At 41.7% G+C, this 19,548-nt stretch carries 18 protein-coding genes; 8 read left to right on the top strand and 10 right to left on the bottom strand.

Going from position 1 to position 19,548, the window contains the following annotated elements; all coding sequences use genetic code 11:
* Nucleotides 1–25: 25 nt before the first annotated feature.
* Nucleotides 26–388: a septal ring lytic transglycosylase RlpA family protein gene (locus CAN34_RS10580; protein WP_079690531.1), complete on the bottom strand. Its 363-nt coding sequence runs from the start codon at nucleotides 386–388 to the stop codon at nucleotides 26–28.
* Between the two features lie 523 nt (nucleotides 389–911).
* On the opposite strand from CAN34_RS10580, the gene CAN34_RS10575 reads away from it, so the two are divergent.
* From CAN34_RS10575 to CAN34_RS10560, 4 genes are all read left to right on the top strand, one after another.
* Nucleotides 912–1,403, top strand: a complete 492-nt coding sequence (locus CAN34_RS10575) for a DUF3015 family protein (RefSeq protein ID WP_089555626.1) — start codon at nucleotides 912–914, stop codon at nucleotides 1,401–1,403.
* A 137-nt stretch (nucleotides 1,404–1,540) separates the two neighbouring features.
* The gene (locus tag CAN34_RS10570; RefSeq protein WP_089555625.1) at nucleotides 1,541–3,562 is read left to right on the top strand and encodes a DUF4105 domain-containing protein; all 2,022 of its coding nucleotides are present in this window, start codon (nucleotides 1,541–1,543) and stop codon (nucleotides 3,560–3,562) included.
* A gap of 108 nt (nucleotides 3,563–3,670) precedes the next feature.
* Entirely contained in the window at nucleotides 3,671–4,654 is a 984-nt protein-coding gene (locus CAN34_RS10565) for a DnaJ C-terminal domain-containing protein (protein ID WP_089555624.1), read from the top strand.
* A gap of 108 nt (nucleotides 4,655–4,762) precedes the next feature.
* Nucleotides 4,763–5,074, top strand: a complete 312-nt coding sequence (locus CAN34_RS10560) for a chaperone modulator CbpM (protein ID WP_079690535.1) — start codon at nucleotides 4,763–4,765, stop codon at nucleotides 5,072–5,074.
* 209 nt (nucleotides 5,075–5,283) lie between these two features.
* Here the strand turns inward: CAN34_RS10560 and sstT are convergent, their stop codons facing one another.
* From sstT to CAN34_RS10540, 4 genes are all read right to left on the bottom strand, one after another.
* Nucleotides 5,284–6,486 carry a serine/threonine transporter SstT gene (sstT, locus tag CAN34_RS10555; protein ID WP_079690537.1) on the bottom strand — a complete coding sequence of 401 codons (1,203 nt, stop codon included), beginning with the start codon at nucleotides 6,484–6,486 and terminating at the stop codon, nucleotides 5,284–5,286.
* A 196-nt stretch (nucleotides 6,487–6,682) separates the two neighbouring features.
* Complete coding sequence (locus CAN34_RS10550) at nucleotides 6,683–7,183, bottom strand: DNA polymerase III subunit chi (protein ID WP_089555623.1); 501 nt, start codon at nucleotides 7,181–7,183, stop codon at nucleotides 6,683–6,685.
* Nucleotides 7,184–7,219: 36 nt separating this feature from the next.
* Nucleotides 7,220–8,914, bottom strand: coding sequence for a leucyl aminopeptidase (locus CAN34_RS10545; RefSeq protein WP_089555622.1), 1,695 nt, complete (start codon nucleotides 8,912–8,914; stop codon nucleotides 7,220–7,222).
* A gap of 235 nt (nucleotides 8,915–9,149) precedes the next feature.
* A complete protein-coding gene (locus tag CAN34_RS10540) occupies nucleotides 9,150–9,749 on the bottom strand; it encodes a cysteine hydrolase family protein (RefSeq protein ID WP_089555621.1) in 600 nt (199 codons plus the stop codon).
* A 474-nt stretch (nucleotides 9,750–10,223) separates the two neighbouring features.
* Between CAN34_RS10540 and lptF the strand changes: the two genes are divergently transcribed.
* Both lptF and lptG read left to right on the top strand, forming a co-directional pair.
* The gene (lptF, locus tag CAN34_RS10535) at nucleotides 10,224–11,576 is read left to right on the top strand and encodes an LPS export ABC transporter permease LptF (protein ID WP_368039488.1); all 1,353 of its coding nucleotides are present in this window, start codon (nucleotides 10,224–10,226) and stop codon (nucleotides 11,574–11,576) included.
* Nucleotides 11,576–12,802 (top strand): LPS export ABC transporter permease LptG, encoded by a 1,227-nt coding sequence (gene lptG / locus CAN34_RS10530; protein WP_089555620.1) that lies wholly within the window; start codon nucleotides 11,576–11,578, stop codon nucleotides 12,800–12,802. Before lptF ends, lptG begins: the two co-directional genes overlap by 1 nt.
* A 95-nt stretch (nucleotides 12,803–12,897) precedes the next feature.
* Here the strand turns inward: lptG and CAN34_RS10525 are convergent, their stop codons facing one another.
* Entirely contained in the window at nucleotides 12,898–13,506 is a 609-nt protein-coding gene (locus CAN34_RS10525; protein ID WP_089555619.1) for a class I SAM-dependent methyltransferase, read from the bottom strand.
* 368 nt (nucleotides 13,507–13,874) lie between these two features.
* On the opposite strand from CAN34_RS10525, the gene CAN34_RS10520 reads away from it, so the two are divergent.
* Nucleotides 13,875–14,933, top strand: coding sequence for a LemA family protein (locus CAN34_RS10520; RefSeq protein WP_089555618.1), 1,059 nt, complete (start codon nucleotides 13,875–13,877; stop codon nucleotides 14,931–14,933).
* A 269-nt stretch (nucleotides 14,934–15,202) separates the two neighbouring features.
* Here the strand turns inward: CAN34_RS10520 and CAN34_RS10515 are convergent.
* Nucleotides 15,203–15,954, bottom strand: a protein-coding gene (locus CAN34_RS10515; RefSeq protein ID WP_217320625.1) for an IS5 family transposase whose coding sequence is annotated in 2 segments (ribosomal slippage) — nucleotides 15,203–15,726 and nucleotides 15,726–15,954 — 753 coding nt in all. Because the reading frame shifts where the segments join, the coding sequence is not laid out codon by codon here.
* A 384-nt stretch (nucleotides 15,955–16,338) separates the two neighbouring features.
* On the opposite strand from CAN34_RS10515, the gene CAN34_RS10510 reads away from it, so the two are divergent.
* Nucleotides 16,339–16,773, top strand: coding sequence for a hypothetical protein (locus tag CAN34_RS10510; protein ID WP_079690547.1), 435 nt, complete (start codon nucleotides 16,339–16,341; stop codon nucleotides 16,771–16,773).
* 193 nt (nucleotides 16,774–16,966) lie between these two features.
* Here CAN34_RS10510 and xerD read toward each other — a convergent pair whose 3' ends face one another.
* From xerD to tusA, 3 genes are all read right to left on the bottom strand, one after another.
* Nucleotides 16,967–17,905 (bottom strand): site-specific tyrosine recombinase XerD, encoded by a 939-nt coding sequence (gene xerD, locus CAN34_RS10505; RefSeq protein WP_089555616.1) that lies wholly within the window; start codon nucleotides 17,903–17,905, stop codon nucleotides 16,967–16,969.
* Nucleotides 17,906–18,015: 110 nt separating this feature from the next.
* Entirely contained in the window at nucleotides 18,016–19,224 is a 1,209-nt protein-coding gene (locus tag CAN34_RS10500) for a class I SAM-dependent methyltransferase (RefSeq protein ID WP_089555615.1), read from the bottom strand.
* Between the two features lie 52 nt (nucleotides 19,225–19,276).
* Complete coding sequence (gene tusA / locus CAN34_RS10495; RefSeq protein ID WP_089555637.1) at nucleotides 19,277–19,537, bottom strand: sulfurtransferase TusA; 261 nt, start codon at nucleotides 19,535–19,537, stop codon at nucleotides 19,277–19,279.
* Nucleotides 19,538–19,548 lie beyond the last annotated feature (11 nt).

Here is a 19,548-nt window from a genome sequence, read left to right as displayed (position 1 = left end):
CTTCCCTTTTTTTTATTTTATGCGCTTATTGCATACGATATTTACCATCCCCGTAAGAGAGGATTTTCATGGTGGTCGTACAAAGCTGACAGTTTATTTGACCCGCAGCGGCTTTCGATAAATCAAGAATTCGACCTTTAATAAAAGGTCCTCTATCCGTAATTTTTACGATCACGCTCTGCTTTGTCTTTTTGTTGGTCACTTGTACCTTCGTACCAAACGGCAGCGTCTTATGCGCAGCGGTTAGGGAGTTCATATTGAAGATACTACCACTAGCAGTACGTTTACCATGAAACTTACTACCATAATAACTGGTGTTTCCGGCAAAAACGGTGGTGCTTAATAATAGTGATAATGTGATAACCAAAGACTTAATTAAATAAGACATTTAAAACCTGTGTTCTATTGATGAGATAGACAGATACCCTTGCCTATGTTATCCATACTCCCTGTGAGTACAAATAATATAAAATATCTTACAAGAAATAACTTATCCGATTATTACAGCTCTGTGAAAGAACTCCCAAGGTCAAATATTTTCATATCGAAAACCAACTAAATGACCAGAAAAATACAAAATAAAGTATTGATTTCAAAGAAGAATTAATTTTTTAAGAAGGGTGTTAGGAACAGTTCAAGCAAGATTTTCTTAAGGCTTAGCCCTTATACAAGGCGCTTACCGCTAGATTCTAGCTAACTCTATCGGAACGGTTTAACGCTGTCATAGTTGTGATAAAAAATTAAGCAAAAAATTATGTAAATAAAACTTGCTATATTCTTACAGTTTTGTAAAATACAAAATATCAAACATTATTTCATAATATTTGAATGAATATTTATAATAAGTTTGATTAAAAGCATTGATAATTTGTCTCTTTATCCCCCTTTTTATTCCCTTTTGAGGAAGTTTTATGTTGAAAAAAATTGCGATTGCTTCAGTTGTAATTGCTATGATTCCATTTGGCGCAGCTAATGCTGATCTTGGTTCTAGCTTTAAGTCAGCAGACACTGGTCGCACCATTGAGCAGATTTACAAGCAGTGTGGCATTGGCGGTGCTTTGTTTGGTAATTCTAGCCCTATCCTAGCGATCATCTCTAACGTGACTTGGGATTTAGGTACTACGGCTGCGACTTCTGACTCTATGTCTCCTGAAACTTGCCAAGGTGGTAATGTTAGAGCGGCCGTTTTGATTAAAGAAGCGTTCCCAAGTGTTGAAAAAGATTTGGCTTCTGGCCAAGGTGCTCATTTATCAGCACTACAAAGCGTTGCTAACTGTGATTCAGCCGCTAGCGTACGTGCACAGTATGGTCAGTATGCACAGACTGCTGCGTATCGTACTGCTACGCAAGATCAAAACGCAGAAGCGCTATTCAGCATCGTTAAAACAAGCTGTGCTATCTAAAGCTTGTAAGTATTGAAGTATTGAAGTATTAAGTCATCGGTTTAATTATTAAACTCTTGACTATTTAATGATAAAAACACGTAAACCTAGTGCTTACGTGTTTTTTATTGCTTATATGTTTATGGTGTCGAGAAAAAATGCAAAAAATATTTTTGTGCGTGGCTTGTTTTGCTGTTTCAACTGCTTATGCAGCCGAAATCTATAACGTAGATTCGGTGGTGACTGAAGAAAAAGACAGTAATCCATTTATTAATAATGAAACTGCTGAAATGCCCGTGCTTGTTAGTGGACTCGATACTTCGCCAGCAGAAGAGCATGGCGTACAACCGCTCAATGATAAAGACACACTTGAGCCAAAACGAAAGCATAATAAAGACCTAGCTATCGCTCCCGAAAAGCTAAAAGCATTGGCTAAGCAGGCTCAGTGGCAACATTTATTATTCTATAAAAATGGCAAAGCTGAAGTTGTTTCACCAAATTTCTATTTAACCAACCCAAAACCACGCTCAAAACGCAACTTCGATCCTTATGCAGAGCTTATGGCAACGATAGAGCAGGCAAGTAACGAGAGCATTGTTTGCAAATATCCAGCCAGATATTTATGGCTCAATCACCATTTACCTGAATTGAATATCAGTTTCAAAAACTGCGCACAGTTGCCAGATCCAAACCAAGAGATAAGCCTAATCTTAGTCAGTAATTACTTAAAAAATCCAGCCTCTTCGTTCGGTCATGTATTGGTGAAGACCAGTATGCCAACAGATGATAAAGACAGTATTATTAAAGAAGTGAGAGAGCTTTCAAGCGAGGATTTACTCAATAACTCCTATAACTTTGGCGCGCGAATCCCAGCCAATGAAAATGGGGCACTGTATGCTATCAAAGGGCTGTTTGGACTGTATGATGCTGGGTTTTCGGAGACAGAGTTTTTTAAACAAGATGCTGTGTACTCTAAGAATGAGCAACGAGATATGTGGGAGTATGCGCTCAATCTTGAAGCGTTTGAAACGCAGTTATTGAACTACCATCTATACGAAGCAAAATCAGCCCGATTTGATTATTACTTCATCAAGCAAAATTGTGGCTATCGTTCAGGCGAGATAGTAGAGTTGATTAGCGATGTAAAAATGACTGAGCGTATAGGCCCGTGGTACGCACCAGATTATGTGTTTGATCAGTTGTTAGAACACGATAATGGCACAGCGCCATTAGTAGCCTCGGTACGTTATCTACCTTCTGAGCAAACGCAGCTGCGAGAGAAGTTTGTACAACTGTCCAAGCCAATACAAAGTATTATTAATGGTGTCATTCGTACAGAGGATACTACTTCGCTTGCCACTTTGAATGCCGATGATAGGGCGCTTGCGCTGGATTTTTTGATTTTGCATCGCACCTATCAGCTATCACAAGAGCATACGCCACAGCAGCAAGCATTAAAAAACAAATTGTTGAGTCAACGGTTTACGCTACCAGCCAGTAACGGTTTAGCTAAGCTGGTTGTGCCTAATAAAGCGTCACCGGCATTGAGTAGTAAAACCACGCAAACTAAAGTGATTTTACATGATGACAAAGCGGAGGTAGGGCTATCACTATTTGTGAAAGATCCGCTCAACGCTTACACTGATATTGATAAACGGTTTGAAGCAGTACAAGCCTCTTTGGGTTATGATTTTGATGATAGTAAGTGGACGCTGACAGACTTCGTCTTTTTAGACATGCAGCAAATTGAAGACCTTAGACAACCGTTATCAGGCGAGCCCAAATTATCTTGGCAATTAAAAACAGGTGCTCGCACCGACTTGTTTACAGGTAACCATCACAGCCCTTATGCGCAAGCTGGCATGGGAGCGGGTGCAAAATTTGGTCAGCACCTACTTGGCTATGGTATGGTAAATGCGACTGTTCACGATCAAGACCGACATGCCGATATCGGTATCGAGTTTGGTTTGCGCGCTAAGCGTGACCAACAAAGCGCTGAATGGTCTTATATTGCTTCTAAACGAGAGGGTCGTGCATCTATTGCTCTCACCAAATTGACATTACGTCAACAGTTATCAAAGAATAATGATGCCAGAATCGTAGTGACACATGCCAATAATGCGGCTTTAAGCGATTTAGACAGTTCAGCGGCGAGTCTTGCTTGGCATCATTACTGGTAACACCTTATTAATTACAGCAGCAAGCGAAAAAATGAAATATTGACTCATTATCCCCATATTAGGTATTAACTGAATTTATTAGAAATAAATACGATAAGGAAAAACAATATGGCAGAGAAAAACTACTATGACATTTTAGGGGTCAAAAAAGACGCCTCTGACGCTGATATCAAGAAAAAATATCGTAAGCTCGTTCGTCAATTTCATCCGGATGTCAGTGACGATCCAGATGCTGATAATAAGATTGCTGAGATTAATAACGCTTACGAGACCATCAGAGATAAAGACAAGCGCGCTGAATATGACGCGATGCTAAACAATCCGTTTGCCGGTCAAGGCGGTGGTTTTGGTGGCAGCTCTAATAGGCAGGCTGGCGGTGGACAACGCTGGGAAGATATGAAAGGTCAATTTAGTGAAGGAGAAGCCTATGGTGACGGAGGTTTTCGCTTCGATGATATTTTTTCTGCTTTTGGCCGCGGGGCGCGTGGACAAGCTGGCGGTCAAACGCAGTACGGTGATTTTGGTGCGCAAGATAGCAAAGGTCAAGATCAGCACGCAGAGATTACCGTTGATTTGGCCTCGGTTTATAGTGGCGACGACTATAGTATCAAGTTAAACGTGCCGGTTCGTCAGCCTAACGGTAGCGTAGAGTATGAAAATAAAACCCTTAAAATTAAAATTCCTAAAGGCATTACCGATGGCAAGCAGATTCGCCTAGCTGGGCAAGGCGCGGCTGGTAGCGGTAGTGGTAAAAATGGCGATTTATTCTTAAAGGTTAAGATTCGTCATGCGGCCAATATTCGTGTCGAAGGTGCGGATGTCTATCAAACCGTTAATATAACGCCATGGGAAGCGGCATTGGGTGAGAAAATTAACGTCAGTACACCAGCAGGTACACTAGGTGTAACGATTCCTAAAAACAGCAAATCAGGCAGCAACTTACGTTTAAAAGGTAAGGGTATCCCAGCCAAGCAAGCGGGTGATTTATACTTAACCTTAAATATTGTCAATCCTAGTATCAATAGCGAAGCGGAAACCCAAGCTTATGAGGCGTTAAAACAAGCCTTTGCTGATACCAGTATCGACCGTTAAATGAAGTCATTAATAACAGTTATTTATCACCGCAATAAGCAATAAAAAGTACAGATGAATACGATAACGATGAAATGATGAAATAAAGCGCAAACGAGGATAATAGCTATGAAACATTCGCCTGAATTTACCGACATTATCATGAGCTTAGATGAGCTAGTCTCTGCCTGTGGTCAAGAGCGTCAATGGGTTATCGAATTGATTGAAGAAGATATCATTGAGTACGATGTGCCTGAACACGAGCAATTCACTGGTTATCAGCTGACGATCGTGCGCCGTGCTTCACGCCTCAGTCGCGACTTTGAAGCCAGCGTCCCTGCTATTGGTTTGATACTTGAGCTATTAGAGGAGGTCGAGCAATTACGCCAACTAAAACATCAGCTAGATAGTCAGAAACCTGTCATTGAAGTAGATATCTAGCATTTAAAATAGTAATACCAAATCCAAAAAATACACTTAGCGGTATCAAACTCGTTTAGTCTACTAGACGTAGTACTAACACACGTTTTCCTAGCTACTCTAGCTTTTGGACAGGGTATCAAATAAATAGCAAAACGTAGACAATAAAAAAGAGCCCTGATGGGCTCTTTTTGTCTGAAAAAAACGTTTTATAAATGTCTTATAAAAGATTAACGCGCATATTTTGGATCAGCAGCAGCGGTAAATAACACGTCTGTTGACGAGTTCAAGGCTGTTTCTGCCGAGTCTTGTATGACGCCGATGATAAAGCCAATGGCGACCACTTGCATAGCGATGTCGTTTGGGATACTAAATAAACTGGCGGCAAGCGGAATCAGCAGCAATGAACCACCAGCGACACCCGACGCACCGCAAGCACTAATCGTTGCCACCAAACTCAATAACAGCGCTGATGCAAACGTCACTTCGATACCGAGCGTATGGGCGGCAGCAAGGGTTAAGACGTTAATAGTAATCGCTGCCCCCGCCATATTAATGGTTGCACCCAATGGAATAGTCACTGAATAAGTGTCTTCGTGTAGACCCAATTTGCGTGCAAGATTCATGTTGACCGGAATGTTAGCCGCTGAACTGCGAGTAAAGAATGCGGTAATTCCTGACTCACGTAGGCAAATGAAAACCAGTGGATAAGGATTCTTACCCGTCTTAACAAGGACGATGAGTGGGTTGACCACCAATGCTATAAATAACATACAGCCGACCAATACCATCAAGATACGGGCGTAACCTGCCAAAGCGGCAAAACCTGTCTCAGCAACTGTATTGGCAACCAAGCCCAAAATACCGAAAGGCGCTAAGGCAATGACCCATTTTACCACTTGTGAGATGGCATCAGAAAAATCACTGACCACGGTACGAGCGGTATCACTGGCTTGACGCAGTGCAAAACCAATGATGATTGCCCACGCTAAAATACCAATATAATTGGCTTCAGCGATCGCACCGACGGGGTTCGCTACTAGACTTAGCAGAAGGTTGGTCAACACCTCTTTGAGGTTGGCCGGTGGAACTTGCTCAATAACCGCATTGATTAAGACCAACTTTGTTGGAAATAAGAAGCTGGCACCTACGGCAGTCAGTGCAGCCAAAAAGGTGCCAAACATATACATAATCAGCACTGGTTTGACAAAAACTTCATTGCCACTGCGGTGTTGGCTAATGGCTGCCATGACCAAGATAAATACCAAAATCGGGGCAACAGCTTTTAGCGCACCAACAAATAGCGTTCCTAATAATCCTAATGCAATACCAACACTTGGTGCTAACCAACCAATCAACACGCCTAATATTAAACCGATAATAATGAGCGGCACCAGCCCTATACGCTGGTACATCGCAATCAATGAACGCATCTATACACCCTCGACTTAGTCAATAAATAAGAAACTTATAACGAAAAAGGAAAATTAATCGAAGGATGGTAGCATTTTTTCAGATAAGCGCCTACCTTTAACCCACACATGAATAGGCTTATGGAAATAAGAGAAAAGCGTTATATAAGAGAAATAGAATAAATTTTTATCGTGAAGAATGAAGGGATTTGATTGATTAAACGTTGAAATGGGTCAGCTCATAGCCTAATTGTTGATAGCTTTTATACTTATGACGACCTTCTTGCATGCTAGTTTCGTCAGGTTTTATCAGCTCAAGTACCCGAGTAGGTTGAGCATTATTGGTTGCTGCCATAAAGGTGTTGACCGGATGTATGGTGGTGTTAAGTACGATGCCTTTGAAGTCGGCTGGCATATAGCTGCCCAGCAACACTGGTGCTAATGCTTTATTATTAATATCAGCATTAGAAAAACCAGTATTAGTCACATTAGTATTAGCAACATCAGTATCAGCACCTAAGAGGCGTTGATGCGGTATAAAGCTAGTTGCCTCTTGTGCCCATAATGCCTTATCAAGCGTCGACAGCAATTCATCATCGTCGATAAGAATCAACAAGGACTGATTGCTTTTATTGAGCGCCGTTTGGGTGAGCTGACAAATAAAGCCCAAGAAATCTTGGGCTTTACTCTCAGTTAATACATAAAAGCTAATATTCATAAACTGGTTTTCATTGATTGGTGATTCATCAATATATTATGCCATATTTGCATGGTTTTTTAGGTACTGCATGAATAATGGCACTGGACGACCAGTCGCGGCTTTGTCTTGACCTGAAATCCATGCTGTACCAGCAATATCTAAATGCGCCCATGCTTGACCTTCTTCTATAAAGCGCGATAAGAAGCATGCTGCTGTTACTGCACCAGCACCTTTACCACCGATGTTTTGTATATCAGCGATAGGCGAGTCAATCTGCGCTTGATACTCGTCATCCATCGGCATATGCCAGATAAGATCACCAGATAAATGACTAGCGTTTTCTAAGTCAAACAACACGTCTTCGTCATTACTAAAGACCGCTGAGCGGACGTGACCCAACGCAACCACACAAGCACCGGTCAAGGTTGCGACATCGATGATAGCTTTTGGCTGATAATACTTCTGTACGTAGCACAAGGTATCGCACAATACTAAACGACCTTCAGCGTCGGTATTTAGGATTTCAACTGACTTACCGTTCATTGCTCTGATGATATCGCCTGGACGCGTTGCCTCTCCTGATGGCATATTTTCAGCACAAGCTAGCGCACCGACAACATTGATAGGTAGACGCGCTTCACATAGTGCTTTTAGGGTACCGAGTACCGCAGCAGAGCCACCCATATCAAATTTCATCTCATCCATCGCCGCACCCGGTTTGATTGAGATACCACCTGAATCGAAGGTAACACCTTTACCGACAAGCACGATAGGCGCATCATTATTTGCAGCAGGGGCATTATTATTTTGAGCATTGTCTTCGCTATTTTGTTCAGATTTTTTAGCGGCTTTTTTGCTAGCAGATTTGGTTGGTAGTTTATCAGCCAACGCTTTTAGACCACCAGCTACTTTCGCGCTGTTGGTAGTAACTTTGCTAGTATTGCCATCAGCATTGACACTAAAATTAGACTGACCACGATATTCCATCAACACCAGCTTACCTTCTTTGGTAGAGCCCTGCGCGACCGATAAGAAGCAGTTCATACCCAGTGCAGACATCTCCTTCTCACCTAATACGGTGACTTTTAATAGGTCAGGATAAGTGGCTGCCAATTCCTGTGCTTGCTCAGCCATATACGCTGGGAAACAAATATTGCCCGGCTCATTGGCGACATCACGGGTTAAGCTTTGACCAGTAAAGACCGCTTGTGCAAAGTCTAGTGAATCTTCTAAAGACGGCTCTGCCAGTAAGTAGATGTCCGTTAAAACAGGCGTTTGCTGCTCAGATTTGTACTTGTCAAAACGATAGCTTGCTGCCAGCAAACTCAGGGCAAATTGACCAAACTGGTTTTCTTCTAAGGTATCACCCAAGGCCACAGTGATAGAGTCAACACGCTTTTGGGTACTCTTATAAATGGTATTAGCAATTTTTTCTAGGACGCTATGACGCAATTTATCAACATTACCCACACCGACCAATAACAGCTGTACTGGATTTTCTTTGGTGGTTTTTTTATCGCCAGCCAGCGCATAATCAGCAACGGTTTCACAAGCTTTGCCATTAAAGTGCGATACTTCAATCAATTGCTCAATACGGGTTTGATAATCGCTCAATACCGACTCAGCTAAGATATTTTTTTTATCATCGATTAAGACGACGAGGCAGGCGGCGTCTTTACTTTTGGCTTCTTTTTTGAGAATTTTTTGTGTATGGGTTTTAGGTAAACTTTGCGTTAATTTAATATTCATATATTGTTATCCTTATTAGATGAATGCATTATTTTAAAAGCGTGAATACAGTAAGGCATTAAATTTAAACTGCTAACGTGTTTGACTCGACATTGTGTTTAAGCTGCTACCTATGTCAAATAGGCACGCCCATCGAGCAAGCTTAGTAGTGTAGCATATCAGCGCAAAGTACGCAGTTAGCAAGGGTTAGGTAATGTTTCTGAAGCTATTTCCTGCATTATATTAGCATTTACAGTTAGCCGTTAGTCAACTTATCAGTTGCTACTAAAGCGGCAAATCTATCCTGAAGTGCAGCCATTGCACTATCATGTACAGTGCTAGCCGTTATGACTTGCCCTGTCACGCTAGGCAGGTCGCGAGTGGCACAAGCATCATGACACACAAAATTTTGGAAACCTAAGTCAAACGCTGCTCTAACGCTTGAACTGACGCACATATGACTCATAAAGCCGGCAAAAATAATCTGCTGTTTGCCAGTAGATTTTATAAGCGCTTGTAGCGGCGTTTCATGAAAGGCATTAGGGTGCATTTTGGTGATGATTTTTTCATCGTTCATTGGCTGTAAGCTATCAACAATGGCAACATTAGAAGAGGATGGATCAAAAATTTGCTCATTGCCGTGATGAGCGATTTGAAAAATAGGGATGTCTTGCTGACGGGCTTTATCAAGGAGTAGGCGTGCGTTTTCAATAGCTTTAGCACCTGCTTGTCCTAAAGGCATCGCACCATTGACGTATTCGTTTTGATAGTCGATAAGGACGATTGCGCAATTTGACCAATCAAGCGTATCAAATTTACCACCTGCGAGTTCGAGTAAGGTAGAGGGCGTAGACATGGTGTGCTCCGTTATGCGGTATGAATATGAATTCTGAGGCTTTATCAGTCTAACAATTAATATGGCAGATGCACGGGCAATGATACGAACGACAAACAAACCTTTCTAAACGCAATATAGCAAAAATTTTATTTAAGAATCTTGCTTAACCTAAGGCTATTTTATGCTTTATTGTCTCTTTATCCTTTCTTTAATGTAGCTACCATCAGTCCATATTACTACGCCATCAGCAAGATCGACGCAATGTTTCCAAACACATTTTACGGTCATTTTTTAGCAAAATATGCTAGGATTAGCGGTTATCTTTATCGTTAATATTTATAGTAGGGTATCGCTAATAAGTGACTCAGTTCTTAAACGACTAAGTCATTAAATTGCTGTTACGCCTGTTCGAATATCTGACTGAGCAGCGCTGCGTCTATAATACTTAGCTGTCGCGCTAGCATTTATCAATCATCTGTCAATAAGCCGGTGATGAATTGTACGAATACCAACCCTTTTTTAAGAGTGCCTATTGTGATATTACGCCGCTATATGACCCAACAAGTTGCTTCTACTACCGCTTTGGTATTGGGTTTTTTAGTGGTGATGATGCTTGGCGGTCGTTTGATCCGTTACTTTGGCATCGCGGCTGAAGGTAACCTAGACATCAGCTTGTTATTTACCATTATTGGTTATAATTTGCCGTATTTTTTAGAGTTGATTCTACCGTTGGCATTTTTTATCGCCTTAATGTTGGTATTTGGGCGGCTGTATGTTGACCAAGAAATGGCGGTGATCAATGCCAGCGGCGTGTCGCGCGGTAGACTTGGGCGTTTGATGACCCCATTGATTCTGGCATTGTTTGTGGGAGAAGCGGCTTTATCCATCGTTGGAAAACCGTGGGGGGTGCGTTCATCCGAGAGTGTTTGGCAGCAGCAAGCCTTGACCAGCGCTTTTGATTTAATTCGCCCCAATCAATTTATCAGTAGTGGTAATTATCATCTGTATGTGGGCAGCTTGAGTGATGATAAAAAACAATTGCAAGATGTGATATTGATCCAGTCTGAACCTGCAAAAAAAGGCAGCACGTCTAAAAATGCTGCCACTAATAAAAGCACTGCCGTTGATGTTAAAAACAACATCGATCCTGAAACTGCCGAGCAATTAAATATTCCAGAGCTGCCAAAGGCGCTTATAAATAATAGCAACATTAGCAAAGACACCATTACGCTTGCCAAACGTGCTGAGCAAGTAGAGACGGGTAATAGCGGCGTGACTCAATTAGATTTATTCCAAGGTCGCCGTTATGAAGTCGGCGCGGGTAGTCTAAAATACAATCAAGTGGGCTTTGATCGTTATCGCATCACCTTGACGGAACCTTCTGAAGCAGTCATTACCGAAGACAATATCGAAACGCAAGCGATTGGTCCGTTATGGCAAGCGGCGACGGGTAGCTCACAAGTCGGCAGTAACAATGCAATGCGTGCGGCACAAGGTGAGCTTGGTTATCGCTTGGCGTTACCGTGGTTGATGATTATCGCGCCTATGCTGGCGGTGCCACTGGCGCAAGTACGCCCGCGCCAAGGTCGTTGGCTGCGTCTATTTCCCTCTATTTTATTATTTGTCAGCTGTGCGCTCGGTATCATTTCGCTTAAAAATGCAGTCGGCAAAGGCAGCGTTAGCGTTTGGGCATATGTATGGCTGATTTTAGGGTTTATGGCATTGGCACTTTATATGAATTGGGGTAGCCGTGTACAACATCGATTGCGCTTTCGCAAGCCAGAACATGAACCTTTAACGGTTGCTGATAATCAAAACAGTGGCTCACAAGGAGGGCAATCCTAATGAGCGCTCTATTCTCTAAATCTTCGAAGCCGAATTCGCCAAATGCTAAATCGATACTTAGCCCAAAACCTACCAACTTAAAAGTGCTTAGCCGCTATGTAAAACTCAATGCCTTGCTGGCGATTATCGCTGCGGTCATAGGCTTGTGGGCATTACAGCTGATATTTTCTTATTTATCAGAGCTTGATTCGTTAGATGACAACTATACGATGGGTGAGGCGATTAAATATATCTTTTATCGCTCGCCTTACTTCTTAGAGCAGTTTATGCCAACTGGCGCGTTACTTGGTGCAGTGGTAGGCTTGGGCTTGTTGGCTAATAATAGTGAGCTGGTGGTGATGCGCGCCGCAGGGGTCAGCGTCTATCGCATTGTTGGTTGGGTATTACAGCCTGCGTTGATTTTCGTGATATTAGCATTATTCATTAACCAATTCGTTTTACCTTATTCCAATCAATTGGCGAAAGCCATTAATAGTGAAGATAACAGCTCATTAGTCACCTCAGTACGCGGTTATTGGACAGTGCAACCACGCTTTGAGAATACAAAAGATGGCAGTACAAAACCGGATGGCAGCGATATTTTATATATCGATTATGCCGATGTTAAAGGCAATATCGGTCAGGTAAAGCGTTGGCACTTGGATAATAATGGCAACTTGCAAACTGCTATTCATGCGGAAGGCGGGCAATATATTGGGCGCGAGCCGCTTGATACTACGAGCAGCAAACCGAGCGAGCAGTATCGTTACGAGTGGCAACTGAACAATATGACCAAGCTCACTATCAATCAAGGCTTTGAAAGCAGCCAAGCCATATCGCCCACAGACACATTAAGTTTACCGTTTGCGCCTGAATCTGTGTATTTGCTAACGCGCCAAGCTGAGGATTTATCGTTGACCCAGCTATATGAGCACCGTCAGTTTATGCGCCAACAAGGTCAGCGTTCTTTAAGTCATGAGCTGGCATTTTGGCAAAAGCTGCTATCACCGTTGTCCATCTTATCGCTGGTGATTGTCGCCTGCTCATTCGTCTTTGGCTCGCTACGAACACATAGCTTAGGTTTGCGTATTGTCGTCGCGTTATTGTTTGGCCTGCTGTTTAGTTACGTTCAGGATTTAGTTGGCTTTGTCTCGCTCGCTACTGGCTTTTCGCCGTTACTGATGGTGCTATTGCCGATTATTGCTAGTGCGATATTAGGTGGATATTTACTGAAACGGCAAATGTAATTCTAAAAATGCTGTCATTCTAAAAACTTAGCCATAAAAAAGCACGCTAAATCATCATGATCTAGCGTGCTTTTTTGTTTGTCTGATTCTAGCGTTTAATCTTTGGTTGCCATGGTAATAGTATAAGTCTTGCCCTGTTTTACTTTTTCGCTATTACCAAACACTTCGGTAAATGAGCGTTTCATAAATTGACGTAAGCCATTAATCGTCACCACATAAAAGCGTCCACCTTTACGCATCCGCGCATGTGCATCGAGGAAATAAAGATAATGCTGCTCTTTTCCTACCTTTGCTGGCAAGTTCGACATTACAAGGCTAAAATCTTTCGCTTTATCCACATGATTAAAACCGTTTGATAAATGTACATCGACATTATTCAGACCATTCTTTTCACAGTTGCGGCGTGCATATTCTACTGCCATAAAGTCTTTATCAATTAAAGTATGCTGACCATTTGGACATTCGCGCGCTGCTGCCATACCTAACACACCATAGCCACAGCCTAAATCTATCGAGTCATCATCCTGCTCAAAATCAATATAATCGAGTAGCATCAAGCTACCGTCATCCAGCTTTTGCGGGGAGAAAATGCCCCACGTGGTTGCAAAGTCGAAAGGCTTGCCCAGCACATCTTGACGAAAATTAATGTCTTCGCGCCAGTGTTTTGCTTTTTCTAATAGGTCAGCAGGAGGTCTATGGCTCATGGGATTCTCAGATAATAGATAATTAAGAAGGCAGTATGTCGATAAATTCGGCTTACATATTATGATGGGTATTGTAACGAGAAAAGAGGAGGTTTGCAGCTATGGATTGGTAGAAATTGTGATTGGTGTTCACGATAGAACGACTTGCATAAATTAAGTAAGTACGTTGAGGTTTAGTTTAAGAGCTATAGTGCAACGCTAGCAATACCCACTGCTTCTTACTTATAGATTATATTAAAATGCCCCAAATTAAGAATAACTTATTCAAAATACTTAATTACAACTCAAAGTATACATTATTGAAACTTTGTTGATTTGTAGTTACAAAGTGCTATAATTCTTGAAATAAATTTTAATGAGTATTTTCTATGACATGGTTTATCATTTTACTGGTAATAGTTGGCGGCATTGGCTATATTTTCTTAAATGCTTATAATTCTTTACAACGTAAAGCACAAGAAATTAGAGAAAGTTTATCGAATATTTCTGTGACTATGTCAAAGAAAGTTGGTCTTATTAATCAGCTTATGGATGTGGTTAAGAACTATCAAGATAGCGAAAATTTAGTCCATTTATCAGCTGTTAAAGAAACAGGCGTAAGTGCTGTCCAGTCAACGCTTAGAGATACCAGCATGATGATGACAAGTATGCAAAGTATGGCAGACCGCTATCCAGATTTAAAGGCTGATAAACAGTATCACCGATTAATTGATAATATTGAAAATATTGAAAATGAAGTTTCACAATATCGTAAAAATTATAATAGCAGGGTGAAAGACTATAATACTTCTAGAGCTTCTATTCCCACTATATTCGTCGCTAATGCCTTAGGATTTTCGAATGCACCTTATTTGGATATGTCTATGGAAAATGATGGAGCGATTTTAAAGGAGTTTAGAACAGATGATGGTGAGCGCTTAAATGCTTTATTAAATACAGCTAAAAATAATATTGTAGATAGCTCAAGATCAATTGCAAACTCATCAAAAGGTGCAATTGGCAAAGCGACAAATGCTAGTAAAAAAATGATAAAACAAGATGGTGCGGGAAATGTCACATTTTTTTATATGCTACCTGAATCATCCCCTAAAGGTCCTGTAAATCATGAGGAAATAATACTTTTTTCTAATGACACTGATTGGTGCAAAAATGTAAAAATCAATCAAACCTCAACTGAAGAGTGGATAACGTTTAATGAATGGCGCACAAAAAATATTATTGAAATCGAACCAGAAGTAATCGAACCAGAAGTAATCGAACCAGAAGTAATCGAACCAGAAGTAATTGAACCAGAAGTAATTGAACCAGAAGTAATTGAACCAGAAGTAATTGAACCAGAAGTAATTGAACCAGAAGTAATTGAACCAGAAGTAATTGAACCAGAATTAACAATTGATACTGTCGATAAGATGAGTAAGAATGTTTGATGCTTTGTGTCTAACCTAAGTTCAGTTTAATGAGTTAATATATTTATATTCAGCTCATTAAACTATGGCTACGCTCATACAACTTGCTGGGCAAGAGCAGTAGCCTACACTAAATAAAAACTTCTAATTTATCAATCAACCCCGCGGATGATACTTTGCATACAATTCCTGAAATCTAGCCGTTGCCATATGAGGACATATTTGTGTCGTCGATAAATCACTATACGCAAACACAAAACAATAACTATTAGAACTATTAGGGCGTGTCCCTAATTCAGTTTGCAGTGGATCATAGTACAAGCCAAATACAGCATAGACTTATAATTTCGAGCTAGTTTTTCGTAGCGAGTCGCAATACTACGAAAGTGTTTTAGCCTTGCAAACGTGTTTTCAACTAAGTGTCGTAGCTTGTATAAATAGTGATCAAACGCTAGGTCAGGTTGCTTAGCGTTTTTTCTTTTAGGGATGACAGGGCTTATGTTGTCTTGCTTTAGCCTAGTTCTAATGGTTTCAGAATCATAAGCTTTATCAGCAATAAAGTAGGTTGCATCCGTTAGCATCTCTATAATGTCATCTACCGCTTGGCTGTCGTGGACATCACCCCCAGTGATTTTAAAATCAATCGGGTTTCCATGCGAATCGACGGCGAGATGAATCTTAGTGGTGGTTCCACCTCGTGACTTTCCGGTAGCTCGAAGCTCTCCTCGTCTGGCGCCGCTTGAATGCTGATGACAGCGGATGTAGCTTCCATCTGCGAATATCCATTCTTCATCAATACTTGCTCGTAGGTCAAAAAAAATTGCTCCCACAAACCCTTTTTCGACAACCTATTGAAACGATTACAGGCAGTTTTCCAAGGACACAGTTCACTCGGTATATCACGCCATGGCGCGCCTGTACGAAGTTTCCACAATATGGCTTCCATAACTTGTCTGTCGTTTTTCCAAGTATGACAGCCATGAGCTTTCATGGTACTTTGGAGTTGTTCCCATGTATTATCTGTGAGCACTGTTCTTGCCATATGTAGAGGGCCATGTTTGAAATAGTCTCTATATTTTAAGGCTTTTGAACTTACTTTTCCAGATTAGGGACACGCCCTAGAACTATTTCACAGTTTACTAAAAGCTAAAAAAATCTATTCAGCTATAGCTTACTCGCTAAAGGAAAGTAAAATTACCTTTCGCATGTGTTTTTCAGCTATTTAAAATCACTTATTTATGCATTTATATCGCAAATGCTATAGCATACTTATTGAAGCTATGGAATACTTAGAAAGCTAACTCATTGGTCAACTATTCATTATAGTGACGTTTTAGGATGAGGACTTCCTGTCATAATAGGAGTTATACCAGCTCACTAAGCTTACATTCGCTAAGCTTTACTTAAAAAGAAAGGATGCTTAAATATGAAGTCTAAGAAAATAAATCCAGCACAAGAAACGTTTATCCATATCGTACATAGTAAGCGCATTAAGCCCCTCAAGAAACAGCCGGGTGTCAAATGTGTTGAAGCGGTAAAAACCATTGATAAAGCTTACCTCGCTGAGTTGTCTGGTTCTGATGAATATGTGTCTATCGCTTTTTGTTATAAAAACTATAATGAAGAGACCAAACCACGTCTTAGTGAAAATGAAAGCTGCGCGGTTATTAGTGTGGCAAAAGCTAAAGAATTATTACACACTGAAGAGTTGGCTGAAGAGGCATTATCCGCTGTCAGTATTATTCTGTTTAGCGCTGTATCGCAAACTTTTGGTGGTTTCCTGACCGATGGTGAAACCAATAAGCGTTATGTGCTGTCAAAAGGCACCGAATACGCAAACTTATCCTCATTATCACTATAAAAATATAAGTTAGAAGTTAGGACAGTTGTCTTAAATATCAATAAGATCACGTTTCTAATAATTACGAAAAAACGGCAGTATTATGCATAATACTGCCGTTTTTTTACTTTAATTTATAAGCTGTCAGTTTTTATAGGCATATTATTAAATCAATATAAGTTGCTTGTCTTAATACCATCATCCAATAACAGTATCATCCCCTTGGATGATGTTCAGCATGTAACTTCTGCAATCTTGCCGTCGCCACATGGGTATATATCTGCGTGGTTGATAAATCACTATGTCCAAGCAATAATTGTACGCTACGCAAATCCGCGCCATGATTCAATAGATGCGTGGCAAAGGCGTGACGTAAGGTATGCGGCGATAAATCTTTATCAATACTGGCAACTTTGGCGTATTTCTTTAGTAGATACCAAAAGTTTTGCCGCGTCATGTAACCGCCTTGCGCGGTTAGAAACACCGCTTGGCAATTTCCTGCTTTTAGATGCGCAATCAAGTCGCCGCGACCATGCGTTAGATAATCCTCTAACGCGTCTGCTGCGTATTCTCCTAATGGCACCAGTCGTGTTTTATTTCCTTTACCGGTAATTTGTAGCCAGCCTGAGTTTAGATTCACTTGTTCTAACGATAAATTCACCAACTCACTGACCCGCAGACCACAGGCATAGAGCACCTCTAACATAGCTTTATCACGTAGTCCGAGCGCCGTGCTACTATCAGGCGCAGCCAGTAGATTATCGACATCAGCTTCTGCTAAGTCTTTTGGTAGTGGGCGACCAATCTTTGGGCTTTTGATACGCTCGCAAGGATTGTCTTCACGTAGATTACTGGCAATCATCCAGAGATAAAACTGGCGCAGACTTGAGAGCATTCGTGCTTGGGTGCGTGGAGTTTTGCCATCTTGAGTGAGCATAGATAAACAATGCAGCACTTCATCGGGTTGCCAAAGTGTCAGTGCTGTATGACTGGTTAGCTCGCAAGAGCGCAAATCGCGCACATAAGCATTACGGGTACGCGTTGCCAAACCACGCGCCAGCATCGCTTGACGAAACTCAGTCATATAGGCCGGTTCGTCATCAACGGCTAGCGCTTTTGGCTGTCGCTGCTGTACGGCGCGATCACGGCTCATAGGACAATACTCGGTAGTGGTATAGGAAAGGATGGGTTGGCTCATTTAAACGTTTATCACTTGATAATGCTAAGTAATTTTTATGCTTCAGGTGCTATTTAGGTATTACTTCAACTATCAAAAGGCACTAAACACCATAACGAAGTGATTTCCGCACTGCGCGCAGCAAATAGTGGATCCGTATCGTCTTGGCTGCGACCGTGTTTAGGTTGGGTATCGAGACGGTATTTTACCGCTAAACCGGCATCCGAAAACCAGCCTAATAACTCATCACGGCTACGCAGCTGTAAATGTTCAGCCAAATCCGACAGAATCAACCAAACTTCTCCGTGCTCGGCTAAGTGTTGTTTTGCGCCCTGCAAAAAACCACGCAACATTGTGCTATTGGCATCATAGACGGCGTACTCCAAGGGCGAAGTTGGCTTGGCAGGCAACCAAGGTGGATTACAGACAATCAGATTAGCCAATGGCACATCAGTCGGAAACAAATCTGCTTGTTGTAACTGTATATTAGATAACTCTAAACGCGTAACGTTATCGCTGGCACAAGCTAACGCACGAGGATTTAAATCTGTTGCAATCACTTGTTTCACACCGCGCTGCGCTAAGATAATGGCTAGCAAACCGGTGCCGGTACCAATATCAAAAGCGATATCACAAGTAGCTGGCAGCGGCGCATCGAGTAGCAGTTGCACATATTCATGACGGGTTGGCGCAAAGACGCCATAATGAGGGAAAACCGATAAACCTAAACTTGTAATTGGCACACCTTTCTCGCGCCAGCCCTCTGCGCCTAATGCCCCTTGTAGGTCACGAAACGACAGCACACATGTCTCATTTATCGCCTTATCCAACTTGCCAAAAGCCGCCGTACAGGCAGCACTAACATCAGGAGCACGGCGTAATTGGCTGATATATCCAGCATCAAGCTCTAATAGTAAGCGGCTTAATATGCGCGAACGCTGGGCTTGCATTTGGCGTTGCTGATGGAACAAGTTGGGTATTTCTTTAGGAGTAACCGATTTATTGGCCGCAGACTTATTCGCGGCTTTTTTTAATTTACGCTGCTCAGAGCGCTCATTAGTGCGATCAATGCGCCGACCAAGCGCTTGCAGTAATTGCCGTGCATTATGAAAGTCACCGTGCCATAGCAATGATGTACCTTCACAAGCCAAGCGATAAGCCTCATCTGCTGTTGTTTTGTCATCGACTAAAACAATACGCGTGGGCGGTACTTGATTGCTTTGGGACAACCAGCGGGCATGATGTAAGGTTTCGTTTTCGTGCCACTGCACATACTGCTTTTCTATTGCTAACACGCTGCCTGCCTTTAAATTATGGATGAGATATTGCCTATAACACTACCACCTATTAAGCGCTCTTTTTCTTAACCAAATAGCGATAGGTTGGCGCGTCATTTAGCGTTTCTTGATGGACAAGCGTGTGCCCTAAGTGACGGCAAAAATTAGGAATGTCGCGTGTGGTCGCCGGATCGGTGGCTAATATTTCGATAATATCGCCGCCATCCGCTTTGCGAACGGTCTTATGTAGCATCATCACCGGCTCAGGGCAGATTAACCCTTGCGTGTCCAAATGATGATTAATAGAGATGTCTAATATTGAAGTTGTCATAGTCATTTTTT

This window comes from Psychrobacter sp. DAB_AL32B (assembly GCF_002224105.1).
GTDB lineage: Bacteria > Pseudomonadota > Gammaproteobacteria > Pseudomonadales > Moraxellaceae > Psychrobacter.
Note: the sequence above shows the minus strand (reverse complement) of the source record. Positions and strands in the feature narration are given on the sequence as shown.

What these genes read in the sequence shown, in the direction of transcription:
- CAN34_RS10580 (WP_079690531.1), bottom strand. Translation starts at nt 388, where the DNA reads ATGTCTTATTTAATTAAGTCTTTGGTTATCACATTATCACTATTATTA.
- CAN34_RS10575 (WP_089555626.1), top strand. Translation starts at nt 912, where the DNA reads ATGTTGAAAAAAATTGCGATTGCTTCAGTTGTAATTGCTATGATTCCA.
- CAN34_RS10570 (WP_089555625.1), top strand. Translation starts at nt 1,541, where the DNA reads ATGCAAAAAATATTTTTGTGCGTGGCTTGTTTTGCTGTTTCAACTGCT.
- CAN34_RS10565 (WP_089555624.1), top strand. Translation starts at nt 3,671, where the DNA reads ATGGCAGAGAAAAACTACTATGACATTTTAGGGGTCAAAAAAGACGCC.
- CAN34_RS10560 (WP_079690535.1), top strand. Translation starts at nt 4,763, where the DNA reads ATGAAACATTCGCCTGAATTTACCGACATTATCATGAGCTTAGATGAG.
- sstT (WP_079690537.1), bottom strand. Translation starts at nt 6,486, where the DNA reads ATGCGTTCATTGATTGCGATGTACCAGCGTATAGGGCTGGTGCCGCTC.
- CAN34_RS10550 (WP_089555623.1), bottom strand. Translation starts at nt 7,183, where the DNA reads ATGAATATTAGCTTTTATGTATTAACTGAGAGTAAAGCCCAAGATTTC.
- CAN34_RS10545 (WP_089555622.1), bottom strand. Translation starts at nt 8,914, where the DNA reads ATGAATATTAAATTAACGCAAAGTTTACCTAAAACCCATACACAAAAA.
- CAN34_RS10540 (WP_089555621.1), bottom strand. Translation starts at nt 9,749, where the DNA reads ATGTCTACGCCCTCTACCTTACTCGAACTCGCAGGTGGTAAATTTGAT.
- lptF (WP_368039488.1), top strand. Translation starts at nt 10,224, where the DNA reads ATGAATTGTACGAATACCAACCCTTTTTTAAGAGTGCCTATTGTGATA.
- lptG (WP_089555620.1), top strand. Translation starts at nt 11,576, where the DNA reads ATGAGCGCTCTATTCTCTAAATCTTCGAAGCCGAATTCGCCAAATGCT.
- CAN34_RS10525 (WP_089555619.1), bottom strand. Translation starts at nt 13,506, where the DNA reads ATGAGCCATAGACCTCCTGCTGACCTATTAGAAAAAGCAAAACACTGG.
- CAN34_RS10520 (WP_089555618.1), top strand. Translation starts at nt 13,875, where the DNA reads ATGACATGGTTTATCATTTTACTGGTAATAGTTGGCGGCATTGGCTAT.
- CAN34_RS10510 (WP_079690547.1), top strand. Translation starts at nt 16,339, where the DNA reads ATGAAGTCTAAGAAAATAAATCCAGCACAAGAAACGTTTATCCATATC.
- xerD (WP_089555616.1), bottom strand. Translation starts at nt 17,905, where the DNA reads ATGAGCCGTGATCGCGCCGTACAGCAGCGACAGCCAAAAGCGCTAGCC.
- tusA (WP_089555637.1), bottom strand. Translation starts at nt 19,537, where the DNA reads ATGACAACTTCAATATTAGACATCTCTATTAATCATCATTTGGACACG.